25 protein-coding genes and 1 pseudogene are annotated in these 22,874 nt (G+C 62.3%); 23 read left to right on the plus strand and 3 right to left on the minus strand.

From position 1 onward, the window contains the following. The first annotated feature begins 25 nt into the window (after nucleotides 1-25). The 3 genes from eno to ispD all read left to right on the plus strand — a co-directional run bounded on the left by eno (nucleotide 26) and on the right by ispD (nucleotide 2,457). Nucleotides 26-1,315: a phosphopyruvate hydratase gene (gene eno / locus DCO48_RS05475; protein ID WP_116549604.1), complete on the plus strand. Its 1,290-nt coding sequence runs from the start codon at nucleotides 26-28 to the stop codon at nucleotides 1,313-1,315. Between the two features lie 159 nt (nucleotides 1,316-1,474). Then, the gene (gene ftsB / locus DCO48_RS05480) at nucleotides 1,475-1,753 is read left to right on the plus strand and encodes a cell division protein FtsB (RefSeq protein ID WP_116549605.1); all 279 of its coding nucleotides are present in this window, start codon (nucleotides 1,475-1,477) and stop codon (nucleotides 1,751-1,753) included. Beyond that, a complete protein-coding gene (ispD, locus tag DCO48_RS05485) occupies nucleotides 1,750-2,457 on the plus strand; it encodes a 2-C-methyl-D-erythritol 4-phosphate cytidylyltransferase (protein WP_116549606.1) in 708 nt (235 codons plus the stop codon). Before ftsB ends, ispD begins: the two co-directional genes overlap by 4 nt. A 40-nt stretch (nucleotides 2,458-2,497) precedes the next feature. Here ispD and DCO48_RS05490 read toward each other — a convergent pair whose 3' ends face one another. Continuing rightward, nucleotides 2,498-3,394 (minus strand): LysR substrate-binding domain-containing protein, encoded by an 897-nt coding sequence (locus tag DCO48_RS05490; protein WP_116549607.1) that lies wholly within the window; start codon nucleotides 3,392-3,394, stop codon nucleotides 2,498-2,500. A 107-nt stretch (nucleotides 3,395-3,501) separates the two neighbouring features. Between DCO48_RS05490 and DCO48_RS05495 the strand changes: the two genes are divergently transcribed. The 9 genes and pseudogenes from DCO48_RS05495 (at nucleotide 3,502) to DCO48_RS05535 (ending at nucleotide 11,715) form a co-directional block, all read left to right on the plus strand. Beyond that, nucleotides 3,502-4,614: an S-(hydroxymethyl)glutathione dehydrogenase/class III alcohol dehydrogenase gene (locus tag DCO48_RS05495; protein ID WP_116549608.1), complete on the plus strand. Its 1,113-nt coding sequence runs from the start codon at nucleotides 3,502-3,504 to the stop codon at nucleotides 4,612-4,614. An 8-nt stretch (nucleotides 4,615-4,622) separates the two neighbouring features. After that, on the plus strand, nucleotides 4,623-5,471 hold the full coding sequence (fghA, locus tag DCO48_RS05500) for an S-formylglutathione hydrolase (RefSeq protein ID WP_116549609.1): 849 nt from the start codon (nucleotides 4,623-4,625) through the stop codon (nucleotides 5,469-5,471). A 79-nt stretch (nucleotides 5,472-5,550) separates the two neighbouring features. Then, a complete protein-coding gene (gene ispF / locus DCO48_RS05505; RefSeq protein WP_116549610.1) occupies nucleotides 5,551-6,024 on the plus strand; it encodes a 2-C-methyl-D-erythritol 2,4-cyclodiphosphate synthase in 474 nt (157 codons plus the stop codon). Then, on the plus strand, nucleotides 6,021-7,079 hold the full coding sequence (truD, locus tag DCO48_RS05510) for a tRNA pseudouridine(13) synthase TruD (RefSeq protein WP_116549611.1): 1,059 nt from the start codon (nucleotides 6,021-6,023) through the stop codon (nucleotides 7,077-7,079). Before ispF ends, truD begins: the two co-directional genes overlap by 4 nt. After that, nucleotides 7,067-7,816: a 5'/3'-nucleotidase SurE gene (surE, locus tag DCO48_RS05515; protein ID WP_116549612.1), complete on the plus strand. Its 750-nt coding sequence runs from the start codon at nucleotides 7,067-7,069 to the stop codon at nucleotides 7,814-7,816. Before truD ends, surE begins: the two co-directional genes overlap by 13 nt. Nucleotides 7,817-7,854: 38 nt before the next feature. After that, a complete protein-coding gene (locus DCO48_RS05520; RefSeq protein ID WP_165840735.1) occupies nucleotides 7,855-8,493 on the plus strand; it encodes a protein-L-isoaspartate(D-aspartate) O-methyltransferase in 639 nt (212 codons plus the stop codon). A gap of 172 nt (nucleotides 8,494-8,665) precedes the next feature. Then, a complete protein-coding gene (locus tag DCO48_RS05525; RefSeq protein WP_116549614.1) occupies nucleotides 8,666-9,523 on the plus strand; it encodes a peptidoglycan DD-metalloendopeptidase family protein in 858 nt (285 codons plus the stop codon). A gap of 110 nt (nucleotides 9,524-9,633) precedes the next feature. Further along, the gene (rpoS, locus tag DCO48_RS05530; protein ID WP_116549615.1) at nucleotides 9,634-10,641 is read left to right on the plus strand and encodes an RNA polymerase sigma factor RpoS; all 1,008 of its coding nucleotides are present in this window, start codon (nucleotides 9,634-9,636) and stop codon (nucleotides 10,639-10,641) included. A 547-nt stretch (nucleotides 10,642-11,188) separates the two neighbouring features. Next, nucleotides 11,189-11,715: pseudogene (locus DCO48_RS05535) on the plus strand (transposase). Nucleotides 11,716-11,829: 114 nt separating this feature from the next. Here the strand turns inward: DCO48_RS05535 and fdxA are convergent. Both fdxA and mutS read right to left on the minus strand, forming a co-directional pair. Further along, nucleotides 11,830-12,153, minus strand: coding sequence for a ferredoxin FdxA (fdxA, locus tag DCO48_RS05540; RefSeq protein ID WP_116549616.1), 324 nt, complete (start codon nucleotides 12,151-12,153; stop codon nucleotides 11,830-11,832). A gap of 138 nt (nucleotides 12,154-12,291) precedes the next feature. Beyond that, entirely contained in the window at nucleotides 12,292-14,859 is a 2,568-nt protein-coding gene (mutS, locus tag DCO48_RS05545; RefSeq protein ID WP_116549617.1) for a DNA mismatch repair protein MutS, read from the minus strand. Nucleotides 14,860-15,032: 173 nt separating this feature from the next. Here mutS and DCO48_RS05550 point away from each other — a divergent pair, with 173 nt between their 5' ends. The 11 genes from DCO48_RS05550 (at nucleotide 15,033) to DCO48_RS05600 (ending at nucleotide 22,826) form a co-directional block, all read left to right on the plus strand. Further along, nucleotides 15,033-15,767 carry an XRE family transcriptional regulator gene (locus tag DCO48_RS05550; RefSeq protein WP_116549719.1) on the plus strand — a complete coding sequence of 245 codons (735 nt, stop codon included), beginning with the start codon at nucleotides 15,033-15,035 and terminating at the stop codon, nucleotides 15,765-15,767. Nucleotides 15,768-16,234: 467 nt separating this feature from the next. Continuing rightward, on the plus strand, nucleotides 16,235-16,567 hold the full coding sequence (locus DCO48_RS05555) for a phage holin family protein (RefSeq protein WP_116549618.1): 333 nt from the start codon (nucleotides 16,235-16,237) through the stop codon (nucleotides 16,565-16,567). 223 nt (nucleotides 16,568-16,790) lie between these two features. Next, nucleotides 16,791-17,069: a hypothetical protein gene (locus DCO48_RS05560; RefSeq protein WP_165840734.1), complete on the plus strand. Its 279-nt coding sequence runs from the start codon at nucleotides 16,791-16,793 to the stop codon at nucleotides 17,067-17,069. Between the two features lie 145 nt (nucleotides 17,070-17,214). Further along, nucleotides 17,215-17,754 (plus strand): hypothetical protein, encoded by a 540-nt coding sequence (locus tag DCO48_RS05565; protein ID WP_116549619.1) that lies wholly within the window; start codon nucleotides 17,215-17,217, stop codon nucleotides 17,752-17,754. 85 nt (nucleotides 17,755-17,839) lie between these two features. After that, nucleotides 17,840-18,358: a hypothetical protein gene (locus DCO48_RS05570; protein WP_116549620.1), complete on the plus strand. Its 519-nt coding sequence runs from the start codon at nucleotides 17,840-17,842 to the stop codon at nucleotides 18,356-18,358. After that, a complete protein-coding gene (locus DCO48_RS05575; protein ID WP_116549621.1) occupies nucleotides 18,355-18,915 on the plus strand; it encodes a phage baseplate assembly protein V in 561 nt (186 codons plus the stop codon). The genes DCO48_RS05570 and DCO48_RS05575 overlap by 4 nt, the downstream gene beginning before the upstream one ends. A 69-nt stretch (nucleotides 18,916-18,984) precedes the next feature. Then, nucleotides 18,985-19,311: a GPW/gp25 family protein gene (locus DCO48_RS05580; protein WP_116549622.1), complete on the plus strand. Its 327-nt coding sequence runs from the start codon at nucleotides 18,985-18,987 to the stop codon at nucleotides 19,309-19,311. After that, on the plus strand, nucleotides 19,308-20,189 hold the full coding sequence (locus DCO48_RS05585; protein ID WP_116549623.1) for a baseplate J/gp47 family protein: 882 nt from the start codon (nucleotides 19,308-19,310) through the stop codon (nucleotides 20,187-20,189). Before DCO48_RS05580 ends, DCO48_RS05585 begins: the two co-directional genes overlap by 4 nt. Nucleotide 20,190: 1 nt before the next feature. Beyond that, nucleotides 20,191-20,802 carry a phage tail protein I gene (locus DCO48_RS05590; RefSeq protein WP_116549624.1) on the plus strand — a complete coding sequence of 204 codons (612 nt, stop codon included), beginning with the start codon at nucleotides 20,191-20,193 and terminating at the stop codon, nucleotides 20,800-20,802. Next, entirely contained in the window at nucleotides 20,795-22,393 is a 1,599-nt protein-coding gene (locus tag DCO48_RS05595; RefSeq protein WP_116549625.1) for a phage tail protein, read from the plus strand. The genes DCO48_RS05590 and DCO48_RS05595 overlap by 8 nt, the downstream gene beginning before the upstream one ends. Further along, complete coding sequence (locus DCO48_RS05600; RefSeq protein WP_116549626.1) at nucleotides 22,383-22,826, plus strand: phage tail assembly chaperone; 444 nt, start codon at nucleotides 22,383-22,385, stop codon at nucleotides 22,824-22,826. The genes DCO48_RS05595 and DCO48_RS05600 overlap by 11 nt, the downstream gene beginning before the upstream one ends. Nucleotides 22,827-22,874 lie beyond the last annotated feature (48 nt).

A 22,874-nucleotide genomic window follows, 5' to 3' on the forward strand; every position in this document is an offset into this window, starting at 1 on the left:
CGTCAATTCTGGAGTGCTTACAACAATGGCAAAAATCGTCGACATCAAAGGTCGTGAAGTTCTCGATTCGCGTGGCAACCCCACCGTGGAAGCGGACGTACTGCTCGACAACGGCATCATCGGCAGCGCGTGCGCGCCGTCCGGTGCTTCCACCGGCTCGCGTGAAGCACTTGAGCTGCGTGATGGCGACAAGAGCCGTTACATGGGCAAGGGCGTGCTGAAAGCCGTTGCCAACATCAACGGGCCGATCCGCGACCTGCTGCTGGGCAAGGACCCGCTGGACCAGAAAGCCCTCGACCGCGCCATGATCGAACTGGACGGTACCGAGAACAAGGCCAAGCTGGGCGCCAACGCCATCCTCGCTGTGTCCCTGGCTGCGGCCAAGGCTGCTGCCCAGGATCAGGACCTGCCGCTGTACGCACACATTGCCAACCTCAATGGCACCCCAGGCCAGTACTCGATGCCGGTTCCGATGATGAACATCATCAACGGTGGCGAGCACGCCGATAACAACGTCGACATCCAGGAGTTCATGGTTCAGCCGGTTGGCGCCAAGACCTTCTCCGACGCGCTGCGCATGGGCACCGAGATCTTCCATCACCTCAAAGCAGTGCTCAAGGCCCGTGGCCTGAACACCGCCGTGGGCGACGAAGGTGGTTTCGCGCCTAACCTGGCGTCCAACGAAGACGCGCTGTCGGCCATCGCCGAAGCAGTCGCCAATGCTGGTTACAAGCTAGGCACCGACGTGACCCTGGCCCTGGACTGCGCCGCCAGCGAGTTCTTCGAAGGCGGCAAGTACAACCTGTCCGGCGAAGGCAAGTCGTTCGACGCCGAAGGTTTCGCCGAGTACCTCAAAGGCCTGACCGAGCGCTTCCCGATCATCTCTATCGAAGACGGCCTGGACGAGTCCGACTGGGCTGGCTGGAAGATCCTTACCGACAAGATCGGCGAGAAGGTGCAACTGGTCGGCGACGACCTGTTCGTGACCAACACCAAGATCCTGAAAGAAGGCATCGACAAGAAGATCGCCAACTCGATCCTGATCAAGTTCAACCAGATCGGCTCGCTGACCGAAACCCTGGAAGCCATCCAGATGGCCAAGGCGGCCGGTTACACTGCGGTGATTTCGCACCGTTCGGGCGAAACCGAAGACTCCACCATTGCCGACCTGGCCGTGGGTACCTCGGCGGGTCAGATCAAGACCGGCTCGCTGTGCCGTTCCGACCGCGTCTCCAAGTACAACCAGCTGCTGCGTATCGAAGAGCAACTGGGCGCCAAGGCGGTTTACCGCGGTCGTGCCGAGTTTCGCGGCTAAGCGAGAGATGGTAAAAAGACCGCGGAGTGACGCCGATCGGTCCTGCTGATCGTTGGCTAAACTCTCGCTGCAAGTGCTTGTCCCACAAAGCCTGGCTTCGGCCAGGCTTCGTGCCATCAGCGCCTTGCACATGGCGGTCTTTTTCCACTGGATACCCTGATGCGCAGTCCTTATTGGTTGTTCCTCGTCTTGCTCTTGTTGCTGGGTGGCCTGCAATACCGCCTCTGGGTCGGTAATGGCAGTCTGGCCCAAGTCACCGAGCTGAAACAGCAGATTGCCGAACAGCACGCCGAAAACGAGCGTTTGCTGGAGCGTAATCGCGTGCTCGATGCCGAAGTGCTGGAGTTGAAGAAAGGTATGGAAACCGTCGAAGAACGGGCTCGCCACGAGCTGGGTATGGTCAAGGAGGGTGAAACCCTCTACCAGTTGGCCCAATGATGCAGTCGCTACCGGCCTTCTGGGCAGTGATTCCCGCTGCGGGTGTTGGTGCCCGCATGGCAGCCGACCGGCCCAAGCAGTATCTGCAATTGGGCGGGCGGACGATTCTCGAGCATAGCCTCGACTGTTTTCTCGACCATCCCTGCTTGAAGGGGGTGGTGGTCAGCGTTGCCGCTGACGATCCTTATTGGCCGGGCCTGGCCTGCGCCAGCGATCCGCGTATTCAACGTGCGGCCGGTGGCCGCGAACGGGCCGACTCGGTGCTCAATGCCTTGTTGCTGCTGCATGCGCAGGGTGCGGCGGACGGCGACTGGGTACTGGTGCATGATGCGGCGCGACCTAACCTGGCGCGGGCCGATCTCGACCGTTTGCTCGGTGAACTGGCCGACGATCCGGTTGGAGGCCTGTTGGCGGTGCCGGCGCGTGACACGCTCAAGCGTGCCGACGCCAATGGCCGGGTCAGCAGCACCATCGATCGCAGCACGGTGTGGCAGGCGTATACCCCGCAGATGTTCCGTCTGGGCGCGTTGCACCGGGCGCTGGCCGATAGCTTGGTGGCCGATGTAGCCATCACCGACGAAGCGTCGGCACTGGAATGGGCTGGGCAGGCGCCACGCTTGATCGAGGGGCGCAGCGACAACATCAAGGTGACGCGGCCCGAAGACCTGGAGTGGTTGCGCCAGCGCTGGGCCAAACGCGGCTGAACGTGAGAGCCTCATCGCGGGCTCGTCCCGCGATGCTCATTCAACCACCGCGATACTCGGGCAGATTCCCCAAGCCCTCGCGCAGATAATCCACCAGCTTGCGCACCTTCGGCGACAAGTGCCGCTGTTGCGGATACAGCGCCCACACTGCAGTGTTCGGCGGTTGATGCGCCTCCAGCAGCGACACCAGCGCGCCGCTGCCCAGGTGTTCCAGCACGTAGTAATCCGGCAACTGGCACAACCCCATGCCCTGTAACGCCGCATCCAGCACCGCCTGCCCGCTGTTGCAGCGCCAGTTGCCCTGCACCCGCTGGGCAATCTCGCGGCCGTCCTGCTGCAGTTGCCAGACATCCGAACTGCCGATCAGGCAGTTGTGCCGGGCCAGTTCCGACAGGCTGTGCGGCCGCCCATAACGCTCCAGGTACGCCGGCGACGCACACAAGTACATCCGCCGTGGTGCCAGCCGTGCCGCGACCAGCCGCGATTCCTGCAGGCGTCCCAGGCGAATCGCCAGGTCCATACCTTCATGCAGCAAGTCCAGGGTGCGGTTGCTCAGTTCGATGTCCACCCGCAACTGCGGATACTGCGCCATGAAGCGCGTTACCAACGGCACGATGAAGCGTTCGCCGTAGGCCACCGCGCAGGTCATGCGCAGCAGCCCCTTGGGCTCGCTGGTCAGATCGCTCATCGCGCGCAAGGCTTCCTCGCGGCCGTCCTGCAGGCGCTGGCAATGCTGCAGAAAGGTCTGCCCGGCCTCGCTCAGGGTCACCCGCCGCGTGCTGCGATAGAGCAGGCGGGTTTGCAGGCGCTCTTCCAGCCGCGCCACCTGACGGCTGATGTGCGACGACGACAGCCCCAGGCGCTCGGCAGCTGCGGTGAACTGGCCCGACTCGGCCACCGCGACAAACTCGTCGATGCCTTCCCAGCGATTGCTCATCGATTATCCCTGTGTAGCAATAAAGTTTTGTCTTTGGCCTGATTATTCATCAAAAGGCGATGAATTACACTTCAGCCCTTGAACTGACCCCTTGTTGGAGAACCTTGATGATCAAGTCCCGTGCCGCTGTAGCCTTCGAGGCCAAAAAACCGCTGGAGATCGTCGAAGTCGACGTGGCCATGCCCAAGGCTGGCGAAGTGCTCTTGCGCGTGGTGGCGAGCGGCGTTTGCCACACCGACGCCTACACCCTGTCCGGCGCCGACCCGGAAGGCATCTTCCCGTCGATCCTCGGCCATGAAGGCGGCGCGATCGTCGAAGCCATCGGCGAGGGCGTGACCTCGGTGGCCGTCGGCGACCACGTGATTCCGCTGTACACCCCGGAATGCGGCCAGTGCAAATTCTGCCGTTCCGGCAAGACCAACCTCTGCCAGGCGATCCGCGCCACCCAGGGCAAGGGCCTGATGCCGGACGGCACCACCCGGTTCTCCTACAAGGGCCAGCAGTTGTTCCATTACATGGGCACCTCGACCTTCTCCGAGTACACCGTGCTGCCGGAAATCTCGGTGGCCAAGATCCAGAAGGAGGCGCCGCTGGAGAAGGTCTGCCTGCTCGGTTGCGGCGTCACCACCGGCATTGGCGCGGTGCTGAACACCGCCAAGGTCAAGCCTGGCGACACCGTGGCCGTCTTCGGCCTGGGCGGCATCGGCCTGTCGGCGATCATCGGTGCGGTCAAGGCCAAGGCGGGGCGGATCATTGCCGTGGACATCAACCCGGAAAAATTCGAGATCGCTCGCCAGCTGGGGGCCACCGACTGCGTGAATCCGAAGGACTACGACCGGCCGATCCAGGAGGTGATCGTCGACCTGACCGACGGCGGCGTGGACTTTTCCTTCGAATGTGTCGGCAACGTGCAACTGATGCGCGCGGCACTCGAGTGCTGCCACAAGGGCTGGGGCGAATCGGTGATCATCGGCGTGGCCGGGGCTGGCCAGGAAATTGCCACCCGACCGTTCCAACTGGTAACCGGGCGCGTCTGGCGCGGTTCGGCATTCGGTGGCGTGCGCGGGCGCAGCGAGCTGCCAAGCTACGTCGAGATGGCCGAAACCGGTGAGATCCCGCTGGATACGTTCATCACCCATACCATGGGCCTGGAAGACATCAACAAGGCCTTCGACCTGATGCATGAAGGCAAGAGCATCCGCAGCGTGATCCACTTCTGAGGTGTGACATGAGCCTGGAAAACATCTCCTGCCAGAAGAGTTTTGGCGGCTGGCACAAGCGTTACCGGCATCGCTCTGCGGTGCTCGGGTGCGACATGGTGTTCGCCGTCTACCTGCCGCCGCAGGCAGAGCAGGGCGGTACGTTGCCGGTGCTGTACTGGCTGAGCGGGCTGACCTGCACCGACGAGAACTTCATGCAGAAGGCCGGTGCGCACAAGCTGGCCGCCGAGCTTGGCCTGATCATCGTTGCCCCCGATACCAGCCCGCGTGGGTCGCAGGTGCCGGGTGACCCGGACGGCGCCTGGGACTTTGGCCAGGGCGCCGGCTTCTACCTGAATGCCAGCGAGTCGCCGTGGGCCGAGCATTACCGCATGCATGACTATGTGGTGAGCGAGTTGCCAGCGTTGGTCGAGGCACATTTTCCGGCCTCGACGGCGCGCGCGATCAGCGGTCATTCGATGGGCGGGCATGGTGCGTTGGTCTGTGCGCTACGCAATCCGGGGCGTTATCGCTCGGTGTCGGCGTTCGCCCCGATCAGCAACCCGATGGATTGCCCGTGGGGACAGAAGGCGTTTTCCCGTTACCTTGGGGAGGAGCGTTCGCGCTGGTGCGAGTGGGACGCCAGCGTGCTGATTGCTCAGGCCCAGGAGCAGTTGCCGCTGCTGATCGACCAGGGCGATCGCGATGATTTCCTTGAGGGACAGTTGAAGCCGCAAGTGCTGGTCCAGGCTGCGCAGCAGGCGGGCTACCCGTTGACGCTGCGGATGCAGCCTGGGTATGACCACAGCTATTACTTCATTGCCAGCTTCATCGACGAGCATTTGCGCCATCACGCCGAGGCTTTGAGTAACGGCTAAGCGCATCGCGGGCTCGTCCCGCGATGCCTTTGCTTTTCAGGTAGAATCACGCCCTGTCTCAATCAGGGCGTTTTATCTCATGCGTATTGGCCACGGCTACGATGTGCACCGCTTCGCGGACGGCGATTTCATCACCTTGGGTGGGGTGCGCATTGCGCACACATTCGGCCTGTTGGCCCATTCCGATGGCGACGTGCTGTTGCACGCCTTGAGCGATGCGCTGCTCGGCGCCGCTGCACTGGGCGACATCGGCAAGCACTTCCCCGACACCGACCCGCAATTCAAGGGCGCCGACAGCCGTGTGCTGCTGCGTCACGTGGTCAAGATCGTCCAGGGCAAAGGCTGGAAAGTCGCTAACATCGACGCCACCATCGTCGCCCAGGCCCCGAAAATGGCCCCGCATATCGAGACCATGCGCCAGCTGATCGCCGAGGACCTGCAGGTCGAACTCGACCAGGTCAACGTCAAGGCCACCACCACCGAAAAACTCGGCTTCACCGGCCGTGAAGAAGGCATCGCCGTCCACGCCGTCGCCTTGTTGCTTGCCGCATGACCGAACTCGAACTGCTCGGCCCACGCGCATCGGGCCCATCCCTGGGGAGCGCCGTGCTCAAGGCGGTGGCCGAAGACTTCCAGGTCGACGAAGTGCTCGACATCCCCCTCTCCGGCCAGGGCGAACACCTCTGGCTGTGGGTGGAAAAACGCGAACTCAACACCGAGGAGGCCGCCCGCCGCCTGGCCAAGGCCGCCGGCGTGCCGCTGCGCACGGTCAGCTATGCCGGGCTCAAGGATCGCCAGGCGCTTACCCGCCAGTGGTTCAGCCTGCACCTGCCGGGCAAGGCCGACCCGGACCTGAGCGCTGCCGAGAACGAAACCCTGAGCATCCTCAAGGTCACCCGCCACAGCCGCAAACTGCAGCGTGGTGCGCACTCGGCCAACGGTTTCACCCTGCGCCTGACTGCGCTCAATGCCGATCACGCCGCGCTCAATGCGCGCTTGGAAATCCTGCGTAGCCAGGGCGTGCCGAACTACTTCGGCAGCCAGCGCTTCGGTCACGCTGGCGGCAACCTGCACGACGCCCGGCAGTGGGCGCAGCGCCAGGCTCTGCCGGAACAACGCAACGTCCGCTCGCGGCTGCTTTCCACCGCGCGCAGCTTCATCTTCAACCAGGCTCTGGCCGCGCGTGTGGCCGATGGCAGTTGGAACCAGGCGCGGGTCGGCGACCTGTTGTCGTTCACTGAAAGCCGTAGTTTCTTCCCGGCCGGCGAGGCCGAATGCAGTGACCCGCGCCTGGCGATTCTCGACCTGCATCCGACCGGCCCGCTGTGGGGCGACGGGGCGCTGGCCACCAGTGCCGAGCCCGGCGCGATCGAGCAGCGACTGGGCGAACAGGAGCAGGCGCTGTGCCAATGGTTGGCGCGAGCCAACCTCAATCAGGAACGTCGCATTCTGCGGCTGCCCATTGGCGGTCTGACGTGGCATTATCCCGAGCCTGATATCCTGCAACTGGAATTCGTCCTGCCGGCCGGATGCTTCGCCACCGTGGTTGTGCGCGAACTTGTCGATCTGGTGCCGGTAGGGCAGACGGACAGCCCATGCGTATTCTGATTTCGAACGACGACGGGGTCACTGCCCCCGGCCTCGCCGCGCTGCACAGCGCGCTGGCGGATTATGCCGAGTGTGTGGTGATCGCCCCGGATCAAGACAAGAGCGGCGCCAGCAGTTCGCTGACGCTCGATCGGCCCTTGCATCCGACGACCCTGGCCAACGGCTTCATCAGCCTCAACGGCACGCCGACCGACTGTGTCCACCTGGGCCTGAACGGCCTGCTGGAGCACACCCCGGACCTGGTGGTGTCGGGTATCAACCTGGGGGCCAACCTGGGCGATGACGTGCTGTATTCCGGCACCGTTGCGGCGGCCCTCGAAGGGCGTTTCCTCGGTGGCACCTCGTTTGCCTTCTCGCTGCTGTCGCGACTGCCGGACAACCTGCCGACTGCCGCCTACATCGCGCGCAAGCTGGTCGAGGCGCACGAGCGTCTGCAATTGCCCGCGCGCACCGTGCTCAACGTGAACATCCCGAACCTGCCGCTGGAGCACATCCGTGGCATCCAGCTGACCCGCCTGGGCCACCGGGCCCGCGCTGCGGCGCCGACCAAGGTGGTCAACCCGCGCGGCAAGGAAGGCTACTGGATTGCGGTGGCCGGCGATGCCGAGGACGGCGGTCCGGGTACCGACTTCCATGCAGTGATGCAAGGCTACGTGTCGATCACCCCGCTGCAGCTCGACCGCACCTTCAACGATGCCTTCGAAAGCCTCGATGGCTGGCTGGAGGGGCTGCTCTGATGCGCGAGCAGGACGACTTGATGCGCCGGGGCATCGGCATGACCTCGCAGCGTACCCGCGAGCGGCTGATTCAGCGCCTGTGCGAAGAGGGGGTATCGAATCCGCAGGTGCTCGATGTGCTGCGTCGTACCCCTCGGCATCTGTTCGTCGACGAAGCGCTGGCGCATCGGGCCTACGAGGACACCGCGCTGCCGATCGGGCACAACCAGACCATTTCCCAGCCGTTCATGGTGGCGCACATGAGCGAAGTACTGCTTGAGGATGGTCCGCTGGACAAGGTGCTGGAGATCGGTACCGGTTCGGGCTACCAGACCGCGGTGCTGGCGCAACTGGTCGAACGGGTATTCTCGGTGGAGCGGATCAAGGTCCTGCAGGACCGTGCCAAGGAGCGCCTGCTCGAGCTCAACCTGCGTAATGTGGTGTTCCGCTGGGGCGACGGTTGCGAAGGTTGGCCGGCGCTGGCGCCGTACAACGGCATCATTGTCACTGCCGTGGCGCCGGAGGTGCCACAGGCATTGCTCGACCAGCTCGCCCCGGGCGGGCGCATGGTCATTCCGGTGGGGCCAGCCGGCGAGGCGCAGCAGTTGTTGCTGATCGTGCGCGAAGAGCATGGCTTCTCGCGGCGGGCCCTTGGCGCGGTACGCTTTGTACCGCTGCTGAACGGGCCGCTGGCCTGAGCGGACTTTTTTTCCGCGGCGGCGAATTCTCGGCCTGAAGCCGGGTCTATCTGGCGTGCCAGGCAGCGCGTCGATCACTGATGCCTGCAATGCGTCGGCAAATTGCTTGCGCAGGGTTATAATTGCAACATTATTGCATTTCTGTTTTCGGTCACCTTTAAGGGAGCGGCGGGTGAGTCACACAATCATTCGGCAGCGTATGGATCTATCGAGCTTCAGGCTTCTGGTGATTGCACTTGCCTTCGGCACGCTGGTATCGGGCTGTACCAGCTCGTCTTCGAGCAGTGTCCGGGTGGTCGATCGCAACAACGCGGCCGCAGCTAAACGCCCGGTCGTCACCTCCGGGCAGTACGTCGTGCGCCCCGGCGATACGCTGTTCTCCATCGCCTTCCGCTATGGCTGGGATTACAAGGAGCTGGCCGCGCGCAACGGTATCGGTGCGCCGTATACCATTCGTCCAGGGCAGACCATTCGTTTTGGCTCCGACAATGGTGGCGGCTCGCGGGTGGTCACCTCGACCTCGCCTTCAAGCAAGACCACCGTCACCCGGCGCCCGGCGGGCACGCCGGCACCGGCCAAATCGGGCGCCGGTGATAGCGTGGCGACCGCTCCGGTCACGCCGGCTGCACCGGTCCAGGTGCCGGCCTCGGAACGCTCGGCAGGCGGTTGGGCCTGGCCGGCCAACGGTGTGCTGATCGGCAAATTTGCTTCAAACGGTAGTTTGAATAAAGGCATTGATATCGCCGGTGATTTGGGACAGCCTGTTTTTGCTGCATCTGATGGTTCGGTTGTCTACGCCGGAAGTGGCTTGCGGGGCTACGGCGAGTTGGTAATCATCAAGCACAGCGATACCTACGTCAGTGCCTACGGTCACAACCGCAGGCTGTTGGTTCGGGAGGGACAGCAGGTCAAGGTTGGGCAGACAATTGCCGAAATGGGGTCCACGGGCACCGACCGGGTGAAGCTTCACTTCGAGATTCGCCGTCAGGGTAAACCTGTAGATCCGCTGCAATTCCTGCCACGTCGTTGATTTAGCGTGTACCCGGCCTGTTCCTTCGCGTAGTGGGGACAGGCTCAAGCGCTGCCAGGGAATAAGGTGCCGCTCGAGTCTGAGTTCGAACTCAGCAAAGGACTATAACAATGGCTCTCAGTAAAGAAGTGCCGGAGTTTGACATCGACGATGAGGTTCTCCTGATGGAGACCGGCATCGTTTTGGAAACGGATGTGGTGTCAGACGAACCTGCTGTATCTCCGGTTCGGACCAGGGCTAAAACGGGCACAGCCCTCAAACAGCACAAGTACATCGATTACACGCGTGCACTTGATGCGACACAGCTTTACCTCAATGAAATCGGTTTTTCGCCCCTGCTGTCGCCGGAGGAAGAGGTCCACTTTGCACGCCTGTCGCAAAGCGGAGACCCGGCCGGTCGCAAGCGCATGATCGAGAGTAACCTGCGGCTGGTGGTCAAGATCGCCCGCCGTTACGTCAACCGTGGGCTGTCTCTGCTGGACTTGATCGAGGAAGGCAACCTGGGCCTGATTCGTGCAGTCGAGAAATTCGACCCTGAGCGCGGCTTCCGGTTCTCTACCTACGCCACCTGGTGGATCCGGCAGACCATCGAACGGGCGATCATGAACCAGACCCGGACCATCCGCCTGCCTATCCACGTGGTCAAAGAGCTCAACGTTTACCTGCGGGCAGCGCGCGAACTGACCCAGAAGCTCGATCACGAACCGTCCCCGGAAGAAATCGCCAGCCTTTTGGAAAAGCCGGTCGGCGAGGTCAAGCGTATGCTTGGGCTCAACGAGCGAGTCTCTTCGGTGGACGTGTCGCTCGGCCCGGACTCCGACAAAACCCTGCTCGATACGCTTACCGATGATCGTCCCACCGATCCATGCGAACTGCTGCAGGACGACGACTTGTCGCAGAGCATCGACCAGTGGCTCAGCGAGCTCACCGACAAGCAGCGTGAAGTGGTGATCCGCCGCTTTGGTCTGCGCGGGCATGAAAGCAGTACGCTTGAAGATGTGGGCCTGGAGATCGGCCTGACCCGTGAACGGGTACGCCAGATCCAGGTGGAAGGGCTCAAGCGCTTGCGCGAGATCCTGGAGAAGAACGGCCTGTCCAGCGAGTCGTTGTTTCAGTAAGCGCTGACGACGTCATCCGCGAAGGGCGCCCCGACCGATTCGGGGCGTTTTCGTTTCTGCCGCAGGTACATGTTTGGGCGGCTGGCGGTTTTGTTCGGGCCTTCGGCACGCCCTGTAAGCCATTGCTTACTCGTCGCGTAAGTGATGGTAGCCAGGCGCAGTAGATCGTTGGCGTTTTCAGTGTCTTACTTTGTTTATCTCATTGATAAACAAGAAGTTTATTTTCGATAGCTGACAGCTGACAGACTTTTTTTGAGAGCTTTTGTCAGTTGCTCTGCTGCGGGTAACGGCTAGTATTCGAACTGTGTCTACGGACTGACACAGGCTATCAAGGATGACGGCCAGGGACATCGCAGGACGCGATTCATCAGGATGATGAAAGGGAATACAGGGACTACGGAAAAAAATGTGGGCGGGTTATACCGCCCCTTTTTTTTGCCCGCAATAAATGAAAAAAGGCCCGTGAACAGACTGTGTGAAAACCGAGCAATCTGCTCGGCCCTTTAAGAAAATGCCCCGTATCGGAAGATACGGAGCATTTTTTGTGATGGCCTATATCCAAGGAGAGTCTCGGCGCCAGACCAGTTTGTTCCCGGTCTCGCTGGAAGAGCTGATTCCCGAGGATCACCTTGTTCGCGTCATCGACCTGTATGCCGCCAGGCTGGATCTGGTGCAGCTAGGTTTCGACAAAGCCCAGCCCAAGGCCACTGGCCGCCCCGCCTACGACCCCGCCGATCAGCTCAAGCTCTACCTCTACGGATATTTTCAGCGCATTCGTTCATCGCGGCGTCTGGAAGCCTCCATTACCGCGTACGTGCCGCCAAACCGAACCTCTAACCCAGGCGGAGAGACATTGTTCGAGCGCAAGGACTTTATCCAGAAATGATGGAGCGGCGTAGATCCATCGTGGAGCACCCGTTTGGCAATCTCAAACAATGGCTATTTGGTAACGGGCGCTTCCTGCTGCGACAACTCGAAGGCGCGCGAGCTGAAATGGCGCTCGCTGTGACCGCTTACCTCAAGCGGGCGATCAGTGCCTTGGGTGCCAAGCAAATGATGCAACTGATGGGCTGAAGAGCCTTTTTCAGCACAAAAACAAACGCCCCGAACAAGTCGGGGCGTTTGGTCTAAGGCCTGTCAGTGTGTTTTCACACAGCCTGGTGAAGGGCCTTTTTTGTCGATCCGGGCTTAGCGCTCCAGATCGGCGATCTTGCCTGGCTTGCCATCCCATTCGGCGGCGTCCGGCAGCGAATCTTTCTTCTCGGTGATGTTCGGCCAGATTTCCGCCAGCTCGGCATTCAACTCGATGAAGTTTTCCATGCCGGCCGGGATCTCGTCTTCCGAGAAGATAGCCACGGCAGGGCACTCGGGCTCGCACAGTGCACAGTCGATGCACTCATCCGGGTGAATGACCAGGAAGTTCGGGCCTTCGTAGAAGCAGTCCACCGGACAGACTTCTACGCAGTCGGTGTACTTGCACTTGATGCAGTTGTCGGTGACGACGAAGGTCATTTCTAATTTTCTCCTCAGGCGACGGCAGCGGGCCCATCCAGACGAGCCGCTCGGTTTGGTCAATGGGTGGTGAGCCAGGCTAATAACTCGCCACCACACCAAACCGCGCGGGATTCTACCAGCTTGTACGGGGCCGCGTTATAACAGAGTCTTCAGTGTATAGAGCATTTCGATAGCTTGGCGCGGCGTCATGTTGTCCAGGTCGAGCTTGCCGATCTTTTCAATGACCGGGTGCGGCAGGCTGGCAAACAGGTCGCTCTGATGCGGAACGGCTGCTGCACCGGGTGTTGCCTGTGTTGTTTCATGCGGCAGGCTGGCGGTTTCCAGCCGGCCCAGGTGCTCACGGGCACGCTGGATTACCGGGCTTGGCACACCCGCCAACTGGGCCACGGCCAGGCCGTAGCTCTGACTGGCCGGGCCGGGCAGCACATGGTGCAGGAACACGATGCGCTCGTTGTGTTCGGTGGCATTCAGGTGCACGTTGGCCACCAGCGGTTCGCTTTCCGGCAGTACGGTCAGTTCGAAGTAGTGGGTGGCGAACAGGGTATAGGCGCGCAGTTGGGCCAGGCGCTCGGCGGCGGCCCAGGCCAGCGACAGGCCGTCGAAAGTGCTGGTGCCGCGGCCGACTTCGTCCATCAGTACCAGGCTGCGGTCGCTGGCGTTGTGCAGGATGTTGGCGGTTTCGCTCATCTCGACCATGAAGGTCGAACGGCCGCCGGCCAGGTCGTCGCTGGAGCCGATCCGGGTGAAGATACGGTCGACCAGCGACAGCTCGCAGGCGGCCGCCGGGACGAAGCTGCCGATATGCGCCATCAGCACGATCAGTGCGGTCTGGCGCATGTAGGTGGATTTACCGCCCATGTTCGGACCGGTGATCACCAGCATACGGGTGTTATCGTCCAGTGCCAGGTCGTTGGCCACGAATGGTGTGGTCAGTACCTGTTCGACCACCGGGTGACGACCCTGGCTGATGCGCATGCACGGCTCGTCGACGAAGCGTGGGCAGTTCAGGTCGAGGTTCAGTGCGCGTTCGGCGAGGTTGCTCAGCACGTCCAGCTCGGCCAGCGCGGCAGCTGTGTCCTGCAACGGTGCCAGATGGCCGATCAGGGTTTCCAGCAGCGCGTCGTAGAGCATCTTTTCGCGCGCCAGGGCCCGGCTCTTGGCCGACAGCGCCTTGTCCTCGAAGGTTTTCAGCTCCGGGGTAATGAAGCGCTCGGCACCTTTGAGCGTCTGCCGGCGGATATAGTCCGCCGGGGCCTGCTCGGCCTGTTTGCTCGGCAGTTCGATGAAGTAGCCATGCACACGGTTGTAGCCGACCTTGAGGTTGGCCAGGCCCGTGCGGGCTTTTTCGCGGGCTTCCAGATCGATCAGGAACTGCCCGGCGTTCTCGCTCATCGACAGCAGCTCGTCCAGCTCGGCGTCGTAGCCGGCCTTGAGTACACCGCCATCGCGAATGACCGCGGGTGGCGTGTCAACGATGGCTTTGAGCAGCAGGTCGGCCAGCTCCGGGTAGGTGCCGGCGATGGCGGCCAGTCGTGCCAGGTGTGGCGCTTCCAGCTCGGCCATGGCGTTTTGCAGCTCGGGCAGGGCGCCGAGGGCGTCGCGCAGGCGTGCCAAGTCACGCGGGCGGGCGTTGCGCAGGCCGATCCGGGCGAGGATCCGCTCGATATCGCCAATGTCCTTGAGCTGTGGCTGGAGCTTTTCGAAGCGGTAGCCGTCGAGCAGGCAGCGGATCGAACCCTGGCGCGCCTGCAACACTTTCAGGTCGCGCAGCGGGCGGTTCAGCCAGCGGGTCAGCAGGCGGCTGCCCATGGCCGTCTGGCAGCGGTCGATCACCGATTGCAGGGTGTTGTCGCGGCCGCCGGCGAGGTTTACGTCCAGCTCAAGGTTGCGCCGGCTGGCGCCGTCGAGCACCACGGTGTCGTCCAGGCGCTCGTGCTTGAGGCTGCGCAGGTGCGGCAGGGCGGTGCGCTGGGTTTCCTTGGCGTAGGCCAGCAGGCAGCCGGCGGCGCCGATGGCCAGGGTCAGCTTCTCGCAGCCGAAGCCTTTCAGGTCTTGGGTGGCGAACTGCTGGCACAGGCTCTTGCGCGCGCTGTCGCGGTCGAAGTCCCACGGCGCGCGGCGGCGAGCGCCACGACGTTTCTCGGCAGGCAGGCCTTGTGGCCAGTCGTCGGGGATCAGCAGCTCGACCGGGTTGGTGCGCTCAAGCTCGGCCAGCAGGTTTTCCCAGCCCTTGAATTCCTGCACGGTGAAGTTGCCGCTGGTGATATCGAGCACCGCCAGGCCAAACAGGCGCTCGTCGCCGAGCACGGCAGCGATCAGGTTGTCGCGGCGCTCGTCGAGCAGGGCTTCGTCGCTGACCGTGCCGGGGGTGATGATTCGTACCACCTGGCGCTCGACCGGGCCCTTGCTGGTGGCCGGGTCGCCGATCTGTTCGCAGATCACCACCGATTCGCCCAGCTTCACCAGCTTGGCCAGGTAGCCCTCGGCCGCGTGGAAAGGGATACCACACATGGGGATCGACTGGCCGGCCGACTGCCCGCGGGCGGTCAGGGTGATATCCAGGAGTTTTGCGGCTTTCTTCGCGTCTTCGTAGAAGATTTCGTAGAAGTCGCCCATGCGGTAGAACATCAGCTGGTCCGGGTGCTGGTTTTTCAGCTTCCAGTACTGCTGCATCATCGGGGTGTGTGCGGAAAGATCAGTCATTGCAGAAACTTGGCTCGCGAGTCGTTTAGACCAAAGGCAAGCGGGCAATGGTACAGGGATTTTGCCTGGCCTGCCGAGCGCAAAGCCCGGGTCGCGACCTTTTGTCCTTGTCCTTTATACAGGCAGCTATCTGCCGTTTGCATTTTGCGCAGGTGCTGGTCAATATGCACGTTATGCAAAAGCGCAACGTAGCATCCGTCTTAAGAGCACTGCTCGATCGCCACGGGATCTCCCCCACGGAGCTTCACCGGCGCACCGGCGTGCCGCAATCCACCCTGTCGCGGATTCTCAGCGAGAAGATCGTCGATCCTTCGGACAAGCACGTGTCGAAGATCGCCGAATACTTTGGCGTGAGCACCGACCAACTGCGCGGCCGGGTCGACCTTGGCGACAGCCGCGAGGCCGGTCCGGGCCATAGCCATGCCGAGCTGCGCGACATCAGCCTGTGGGATGACGACACCCCCGTCGAGGAAGACGAGGTGTCCATTCCGTTTCTTCGCGAGGTCGAGTTGGCAGCAGGATCAGGACGATTCGTCATCGAAGAAAGTGAGAAGGCCAGCCTGCGCTTCGGCAAGCGCAGCCTGCGCCATAACGGCGTGCAGTTCGACCAGGCCAAATGCGTGACCGTGCGCGGCAACAGCATGCTGCCGGTATTGCGCGACGGCGCTACCGTCGGGGTGAATGCCGGCAAGAGCGGCATCGGCGACATCGTCGACGGTGACCTCTATGCCATCAATCACAACGGTCAACTGCGGGTGAAGCAGCTTTACCGGCTGCCCACTGGCATTCGCCTGCGCAGTTTCAACCGCGACGAGCACCCCGACGAGGACTATACCTTCCAGCAGATGCAGGACGAGCAGATCAGCATCCTCGGCCATGTGTTCTGGTGGGGCATGTACGCCCGTTAAGCCCAGCCCCGTCTCCCCAAGCCCGCCTCGGCGGGTTTTTTTTCGCCCCGAGAAACCCCCGCCAGCCCTGTCAGCACAAGGCTTTCATGCATATGCGCAAAATATAATGCATAAATATTTCCATAAATGCATTGACTGCATATGCATCAATGCATAATCTCTGCCTCAAGCCGGACGAACACCGGCGGCGACACAGGCAGCGATGAACAGGCCTCAACTGTTCAGAGGGTTGGCAACTGACCCGGGTGTGCAGCGTAAAGCACCAGAAGCAGTTATCCGGCGGGCAGGCGGCCGCGGCCGGAGGAACAACTCGAAATGCAACCGCACGGCGCACCAGTCGTGGCCGGCGGTAGACGACGCATTACTGAAAAGCCTGGGCGACCGGGCTTTTTGGAATGCCGGGCAATCGGCTTTCAAGCACCTCCTGCCAGCCCCTGGCTGTGCGGGATCAACAAGGAGACAGGACCGTGACTAACGAGCAACAGGCGTTGCTGGATATGCCGATCTGGTTGGTGATCGTCCTGGCGTTGCTGGGCGGACTCAGCGGCGAGATGTGGCGGGCCGATAAGGCCGGCATCCGTGGCTGGGGGCTGTTCAGGCGGCTCCTGCTGCGCTCGGGGGCCTGCATGGTCTGCGGGGTTTCGGCGGTGATGCTGCTGTACGCCAGCGGCATGTCGATCTGGACCGCCAGTGCGTTCGGCTGCCTGACCGCGATGGCCGGCGCCGATGTCGCCATCGGGCTGTACGAACGTTGGGCGGCGAAACGCCTGGGTATTACCCAATCGCAAACGGATAGATAGCAGCAACCCGAAGCATCTTTCAGTAACGCCAATGACAGGTACTCGATATGTTCGCTTTAACCCCCTTCTACGGTGTGCTGGGCCAGCAACAGTGCTATTGCAGTGACCCCGGATCAGCCAGCAATCATGATTCCCGCCGGTAACACGCTGGAGGTCGACAAGCGCTACGTGTGTGGCGGTACCACGCTGATCTTCCAGTCCGTCGGTAACCTGGTGGTGTCGAATGGCCCGCTGGGCGAGCTGGACGCAGAACAAGGGCGCGACCCGCGCGGTGATGCAAAGCGACGGCAATTTCGTGATCTATGGCGCGAACAATGTGCCGCTGTGGCAGACCGGTACTGCCGGGCAGCCGACCGCGTATGCACGGGTGCAGGCCAACGGCAGTTTCTCGATTGCCGCCGAGATGCCGGCGTGGGCGCGCTTCGGCTATCCCCCGACGCTGAAGTCGGTGCGCCGCTTGATTGAGTACGGGCCGTTTACGGTGTTCTCGTACAACTGGTAGAAAGGCGCGGCAGCCCTGCGCTGGATCGCGGGACGAACCCGCTCGCACAGGGACGGAGCGTGCTTTGTGGGAGCGGGCTTGTCCGGCGATGGCCTCACTTCGATTCATGCTAGTGTGTCGGGCTTTCCCAAGGACAGGACCATACATGCTTGCCTGGATCAAAATGCTCCGCAGCCAGCCGCTTGCGCTCCAGCTACGAATCCTGCGCTGGTTCGGGGTGATCATGGCCGTGATGACCCTGATCCCGGTCCTATGCTGGCAAAGCCCACCAACCCCAGCGGCAAACACCGGTGTGACCTTGCTCGGCAAAGTCACTGGTGGCCCCAGTGAATGGAAGACCGACCGCTCCATGGTTTCCTTCACCATCAAATACCCGTTGCCCGGCAAGCGCCTGTATCACACCTCGGGTATCTATACCTTCAAGAGCAACTACGCCGCCTCCGGCATTGCGCTGCATTCGCCGGTCTATGTAACGATCGACGAGGGCACTGAACGGCCGGTGGTGCGTGAAGTATTCACCCCGCAAGGCTATGTGCTGCATACCCCGGCAATCAAGGCCCACACCGTTGCCGTAAGCAATCAGCACGGCCTGATGATGGCGATCGTCCTGGTGTGCCTGTCCCTGGCCAGTTTCATCTCCAGTGGCGTGGTCTGGCTGCGCCAGCGCAAGCCGCAGACAGCCTGAACACCGTATCCACCTAGAACCCGCCTGCGGCGGGTTTTTTTTCGCCCTGAATAGACCGCAAGGCACCCTTGCATGGGAGAACGTCGTGATTGAACTGACCCAGTTGCACGCGGCCGTCAGTGCCACCCTCAAGGCCGGCATGCCGCAGTTGGCAACCGTCGAAGCCCTTGCCAGCCCGGCTGCGGACATCCCACTGCCGGCACTGCTGCACGGCCTGAGCGGCCTGCAGTCGGGCCGTGACGCTGGCGATGGACGTTGCGCGGTACTGGCCACCTTTGTCGCTCGACTACTGGTCGGTGCCGATGCCACCCAGGCGTCAATGCAGGCCGCGACACTGGCGGCGCAACTGACCGTGCTGCTGCGCAAGCAGTTCTGGGGCCTGGGCTTTGTCGAGGCCAGCGCCAACGTCCAGGCCAGCGCCGTCGTTAGCGTCGAACCCAGCCCCTATGTGGCCTGGCAAGTGCAGTGGCAGCAGCCGCTGTACCTCGGCGAAGCGCAATGGCCATGGCCGGACGAGCCGCCGGGGTCGCTGCTGGTCGGCCTCAGCCCCGACACCGGTGCCGGCCATGAGGCCGACTATCACAAGCCGGAGGACCTCGTATGAACTACGCCAGCGCTGCCCACGACCGCATGCTTGCCGCGCTGCTGATTCCTTGCCGGGTGGTCGGCGTCGACCTTGCCGCAGCCCGCGTCCGCGTCAGCGATGGCGCCGGCTGGACCAGTGCCTGGGTGCGCTGGCATAGCCAGGCGGCCGGTCAGGCCCGGCACTGGCGCTCGCCAACGTTGGGCGAGCAGGGCGTGCTGCTCAGCCCCAGCGGCGAGCCGGCCCAGGGCACCTTCGTTACCGGCCTGTATGGCAACGCCGGCGCCGCCCCGGACAACCGCGACCATGTCGAAACCTGGCGCTTCGCCGATGGCGGCTCGCTGGTCTACGACTGGCAGGCGCGCAGCTACAGCATCGAGTTACCGAGCGGCACCGTTAGCATCAAGGTCGGCGCCAGTTCGGCAGTGCTCACCGACAGCGCCATCAGCGCCAACGCCGCCAGCATCAGCCTGACCGGTGCGGTGCAGATCGACGGCAACCTGCGCGTCAGCGGCGATATCAATGGCGGCGGCAAGATTATCGACACCGCCGGCAACACGCCGAACCACAAGCACTGACCAGGCTCACCACGGTGGGCCTTTTTTCTGCCAGGACGCCTCCTGGCCATCACCACAAGGAGTAACGCGATGATCGGAGTGGATCGCCGCAGCGGCTTGCCGCTATCCGGCATCTCCCATCTGCGCCAGTCCATCGAGGACATTCTGGCCACGCCGCTGGGCAGTCGGCGCATGCGCCCGGAGTACGGCAGCAGCCTGCGCCGCTTCGTCGACCTACCGGTCAACGATGGCTGGAAGAGCGCCGTGCAGGCCGAGGTGGCGCGCTCGCTGTCACGCTGGGAGCCGCGTCTGAAACTGGAGCGGGTACGGGTGACGGCGGTAGTCGGAGGACAAATTACCCTGCAGCTCACCGGGCAGTACCTGGGTGACCGGCAGATCGTCGAGGTGACGGCATGAGTATCGTTGATCTATCGGCGCTACCCGCGCCGCAATTACTGGAAGACCTCGACTTCGAGGCCCTGTACGAGCAGGACCTGGCAGCCTTCCGTGCGCACATGGGCGATAACTGGAACGCGGCCCTGGAGAGCGACCCTATCAGCAAGTTGCTGGAAGTTGGCGCTTACCGCAAGCTGCTGAACCGGGCGCGGGTCAACGACGCGGTCAAGGCCTTGCTGCTGGCCTATGCGCAAGGCAGCGACCTCGACCAGTTGGCGGCCAACGTACAGCTTAAGCGTCTGGTGGTACAAGCGGCGGACCCTGCTGCCGTGCCACCGCTGCAACCGCTGCTGGAAGAGGACGACGCCCTGCGTGAGCGGGTCCAACTGGTGTACGAAGGCTTGACCACGGCGGGACCGCGCAACAGCTACATCCTGCATGCACGCAATGCTTCAGGGCAGGTCGCCGATGCGACCGCCGAGAGTCCGTCGCCAGCGGTGGTCAATGTGACCGTTCTGAGCATGGACGCTAATGGCGTCGCGAGCCCTGAACTGCTCGCGGAAGTCGCGGCCTATCTGAATGACGAAAACATCCGCCCGGTGGCCGACCGGCTGATCGTACAGCGCGCCGAAGTAGTGCCCTACCGCATCGATGCCACGTTGTACATGAACGGCAACGGCCCGGAAAACGAAGCGACGCTGCTGGAATGCCAGCGCCGTCTGCAAGCCTGGATTAATCCACGGCGGCGGCTTGGCGTGGAGGTGGCGCGCTCGGCGATCGATGCCCAGTTGCACATTGCCGGGGTCAGCCGGGTCGAGCTGCCGGGCTGGAGCGACATTCGCCCGGGGAAATCGCAGGCCGCGTGGTGTACGGGCATCTCCGTGACCCGTGGAGGCTGAGATGAAAAGTTTCCTCCCGCTCAACCGCACACCGCTGGAACGCGCACTCGAAGTGGCCGCCGAGGACCCGCTCGAAGTGGCCTTGCGGGCCCTCTACAACCCTGACACCTGCCCGGTACATCTGCTTCACCAGCTGGCCTGGGCCTGGTCGGTGGACCGCTGGGACGACAGCTGGCCCGAGGCGATCAAACGTTCGGTGATTCGCTCTTCCTTTGGTGTGCATGCACGCAAGGGAACTATTGGTGCGCTGCGCCAAGTAGTGGAGCCATTCGGTTATTTGATTGATGTCGTGGAGTGGTTTCAGACCGAACCCCAAGGCGTTGCTGGCACCTTCTCACTGAAAATCGGTGTATCCGAAACCGGTATCACGGAGGACGTCTACCGTGAGTTGTCCTGGCTGATTGATGACGCTAAGCCAGTGACACGACATATGACTCAGTTGGATATCAGTCTGGAAACCCGGCTGGGCGCCTATCAGGCGGTTGCTGTATGCGATGGTGACGTGCTGGAGGTCTACCCCTGGGAGTCTGCGGATATCGAGATTTATCTGGCCGGGCACCATGCGCTCGCCGACCACACTACCGACATTCTGGATGTCTATTTAAATGGCTAACTTAACGACGCAGTTCGGCGGCTTCCTGACCACTATCGGGGTTGCGCGCCAAACCAATGCCAACGCATTGGGTATTCCCTGGAAAATTTCGCACATGCTGATCGGCGATGCCGGAGGCGATCCTGCGCAGTTTCCAGACCCCACGCCAAGCCCCTCGCAAGCGGCATTGGTGCGTAGGGTTTACCGCGCACCGCTAAACAGTTTGTACAAGTCGCCCCAGGACCCTGGTGTATTGGTCGCAGAGCTGATCTTGCCGCCGGATATCGGCGGCTGGTGGATGCGGGAGCTGGCATTGGAAGATGCCGATGGTAACTTTGTTGCTGTCGCCAAACCCGCGCCGAGCTACAAACCTTTATTGACCCAAGGCTCAGGGCGCACTCAAACCGTGCGCATGCACGTTGTCTTCGGCAATGTTGCCAACGTTGCGTTGAAGATTGACCCGGCAGTCGTCACCGCCTCTCGGGAATGGGTGGATCTGCGGATTGCCGAGGAACTGGCGAAGCTCGATGCCAAGACCTCATGCCGCTACGCGACCAAGGCTGCAATCAACCTTTCAGGGCTGGCTGTACAGGCCGGTGCTGACTGGGTAGCACCGCTTGCGGCTGGTGACCGGATTCTGGTCAAAAACCAGACCCAGGCGGCCCTAAATGGTATCTATGTCGCGTCTGCCGGCGCCTGGTTGCGCTCTACTGATGCCGATAGCTCGGCCAAGGTAACAGCTGGCCTTACGGTATCGGTTGAAACCGGCGTAACCCAGGCTGACACCATCTGGCAACTGGTGACCGATGACCCGATTGTACTGGGGGGCACCGCATTGACCTTCATGGACATCACCAATGGCCTTGCTCGGCTTTTGTCGCCTGCCTTCGCCGGGGTCCCCACTGCCCCCGCTCCCACTCAGTTCGATGCTTCACTGCGTCTTGCCACTACCGGCTATGTAACACAGGTGGGACAGCGGTATTCAACCTCGGCCTCCATCAGCGGGGCGACTGCACTGAGCGCTTCGGCGATTGGCGGTATCACCTTCTGTGGGGGCACGCAGTCTTCCTATGTGGTGACCCTACCAGAGTTCGGTGCTTCGACGCGTGGTGGGCTGGTAACGCTGGCGGGCAACTCCGAAGCCCTGGTGACCGTTGCCGCTCCGGCTGGTGCCTCGTTGACGTTGACGAGTGGCGGAGTGTTGTTGAACCCAGTACTCGAGCGGGATGAAACAGCGGTTTTCATGCAGACCTCCGGCATCGAATGGCGTCTGGTCGGCGGTACGCTGGCGCTCAAGTACAGCACCCAGTTCTCTGCTTCGCTCGGTGCCACCGGGTGGAAGCGTGAGCCAAGCGGCTTCATTGAACAATGGGGTGTGGTAACGATCGAGGACAACATCCAGATGACCATTACCTTACCTATCGCCTTCAACACGGCAGTTTTCGGCGTGATGGCGACAACCCAGAACGCAGGTTTGCTGGGCGGGGATCAGTTCATGACCGTAGGGGCCAAGAAGAATGGCGCTTCACTTTCAACCATCCTGATCGACGCGAACACCGGACCTTCCCGATCTTTGGCACAGACCCTCTTCTGGAGGGCGTATGGCAAGTGAAAACACGGTGCTGTACAGCGCCACACTAGGCGGTTTCTTCTCTCCGGGTGTGAGCGATAACGTACCTGCGGACGCGGTGAGCATCGCGCTTTCCGTTTACCTGGAGCTGCTCGGTGGCCAGGAAGCCGGGCTTGAAATCGTTCCCAGCGAACAGGGCATGCCGATGCTGCGTGCCCGGCTCGGCCCCAACAGGGCCCAACAGCAAGCAGTCGAGCGTTCGTGGCGCGACGACGTTCTGCAGCACACCGACCGCAGCGTCGCACGGCACCGCGATGAAATCGACCTGGGGGCCATCAGCTCGCTGACTATCGTGCAGTTCGGCGAGCTGCTGGGATATCGCCAGGCACTCCGCGAGTGGCCGTTGTCTGCTGCTTTTCCTGACGCCAGCAAACGCCCTGTGGCCCCGGTGTGGCTAGCCTCGGTTACACCATGACCTTGCGCCCGAGAGGGTGGTTCTTTTCCGCTGCGCCCGACGCAGCAC

It is taken from the genome of Pseudomonas sp. SDI (assembly GCF_003105155.1).
In the GTDB taxonomy this organism is placed as follows: domain Bacteria; phylum Pseudomonadota; class Gammaproteobacteria; order Pseudomonadales; family Pseudomonadaceae; genus Aquipseudomonas.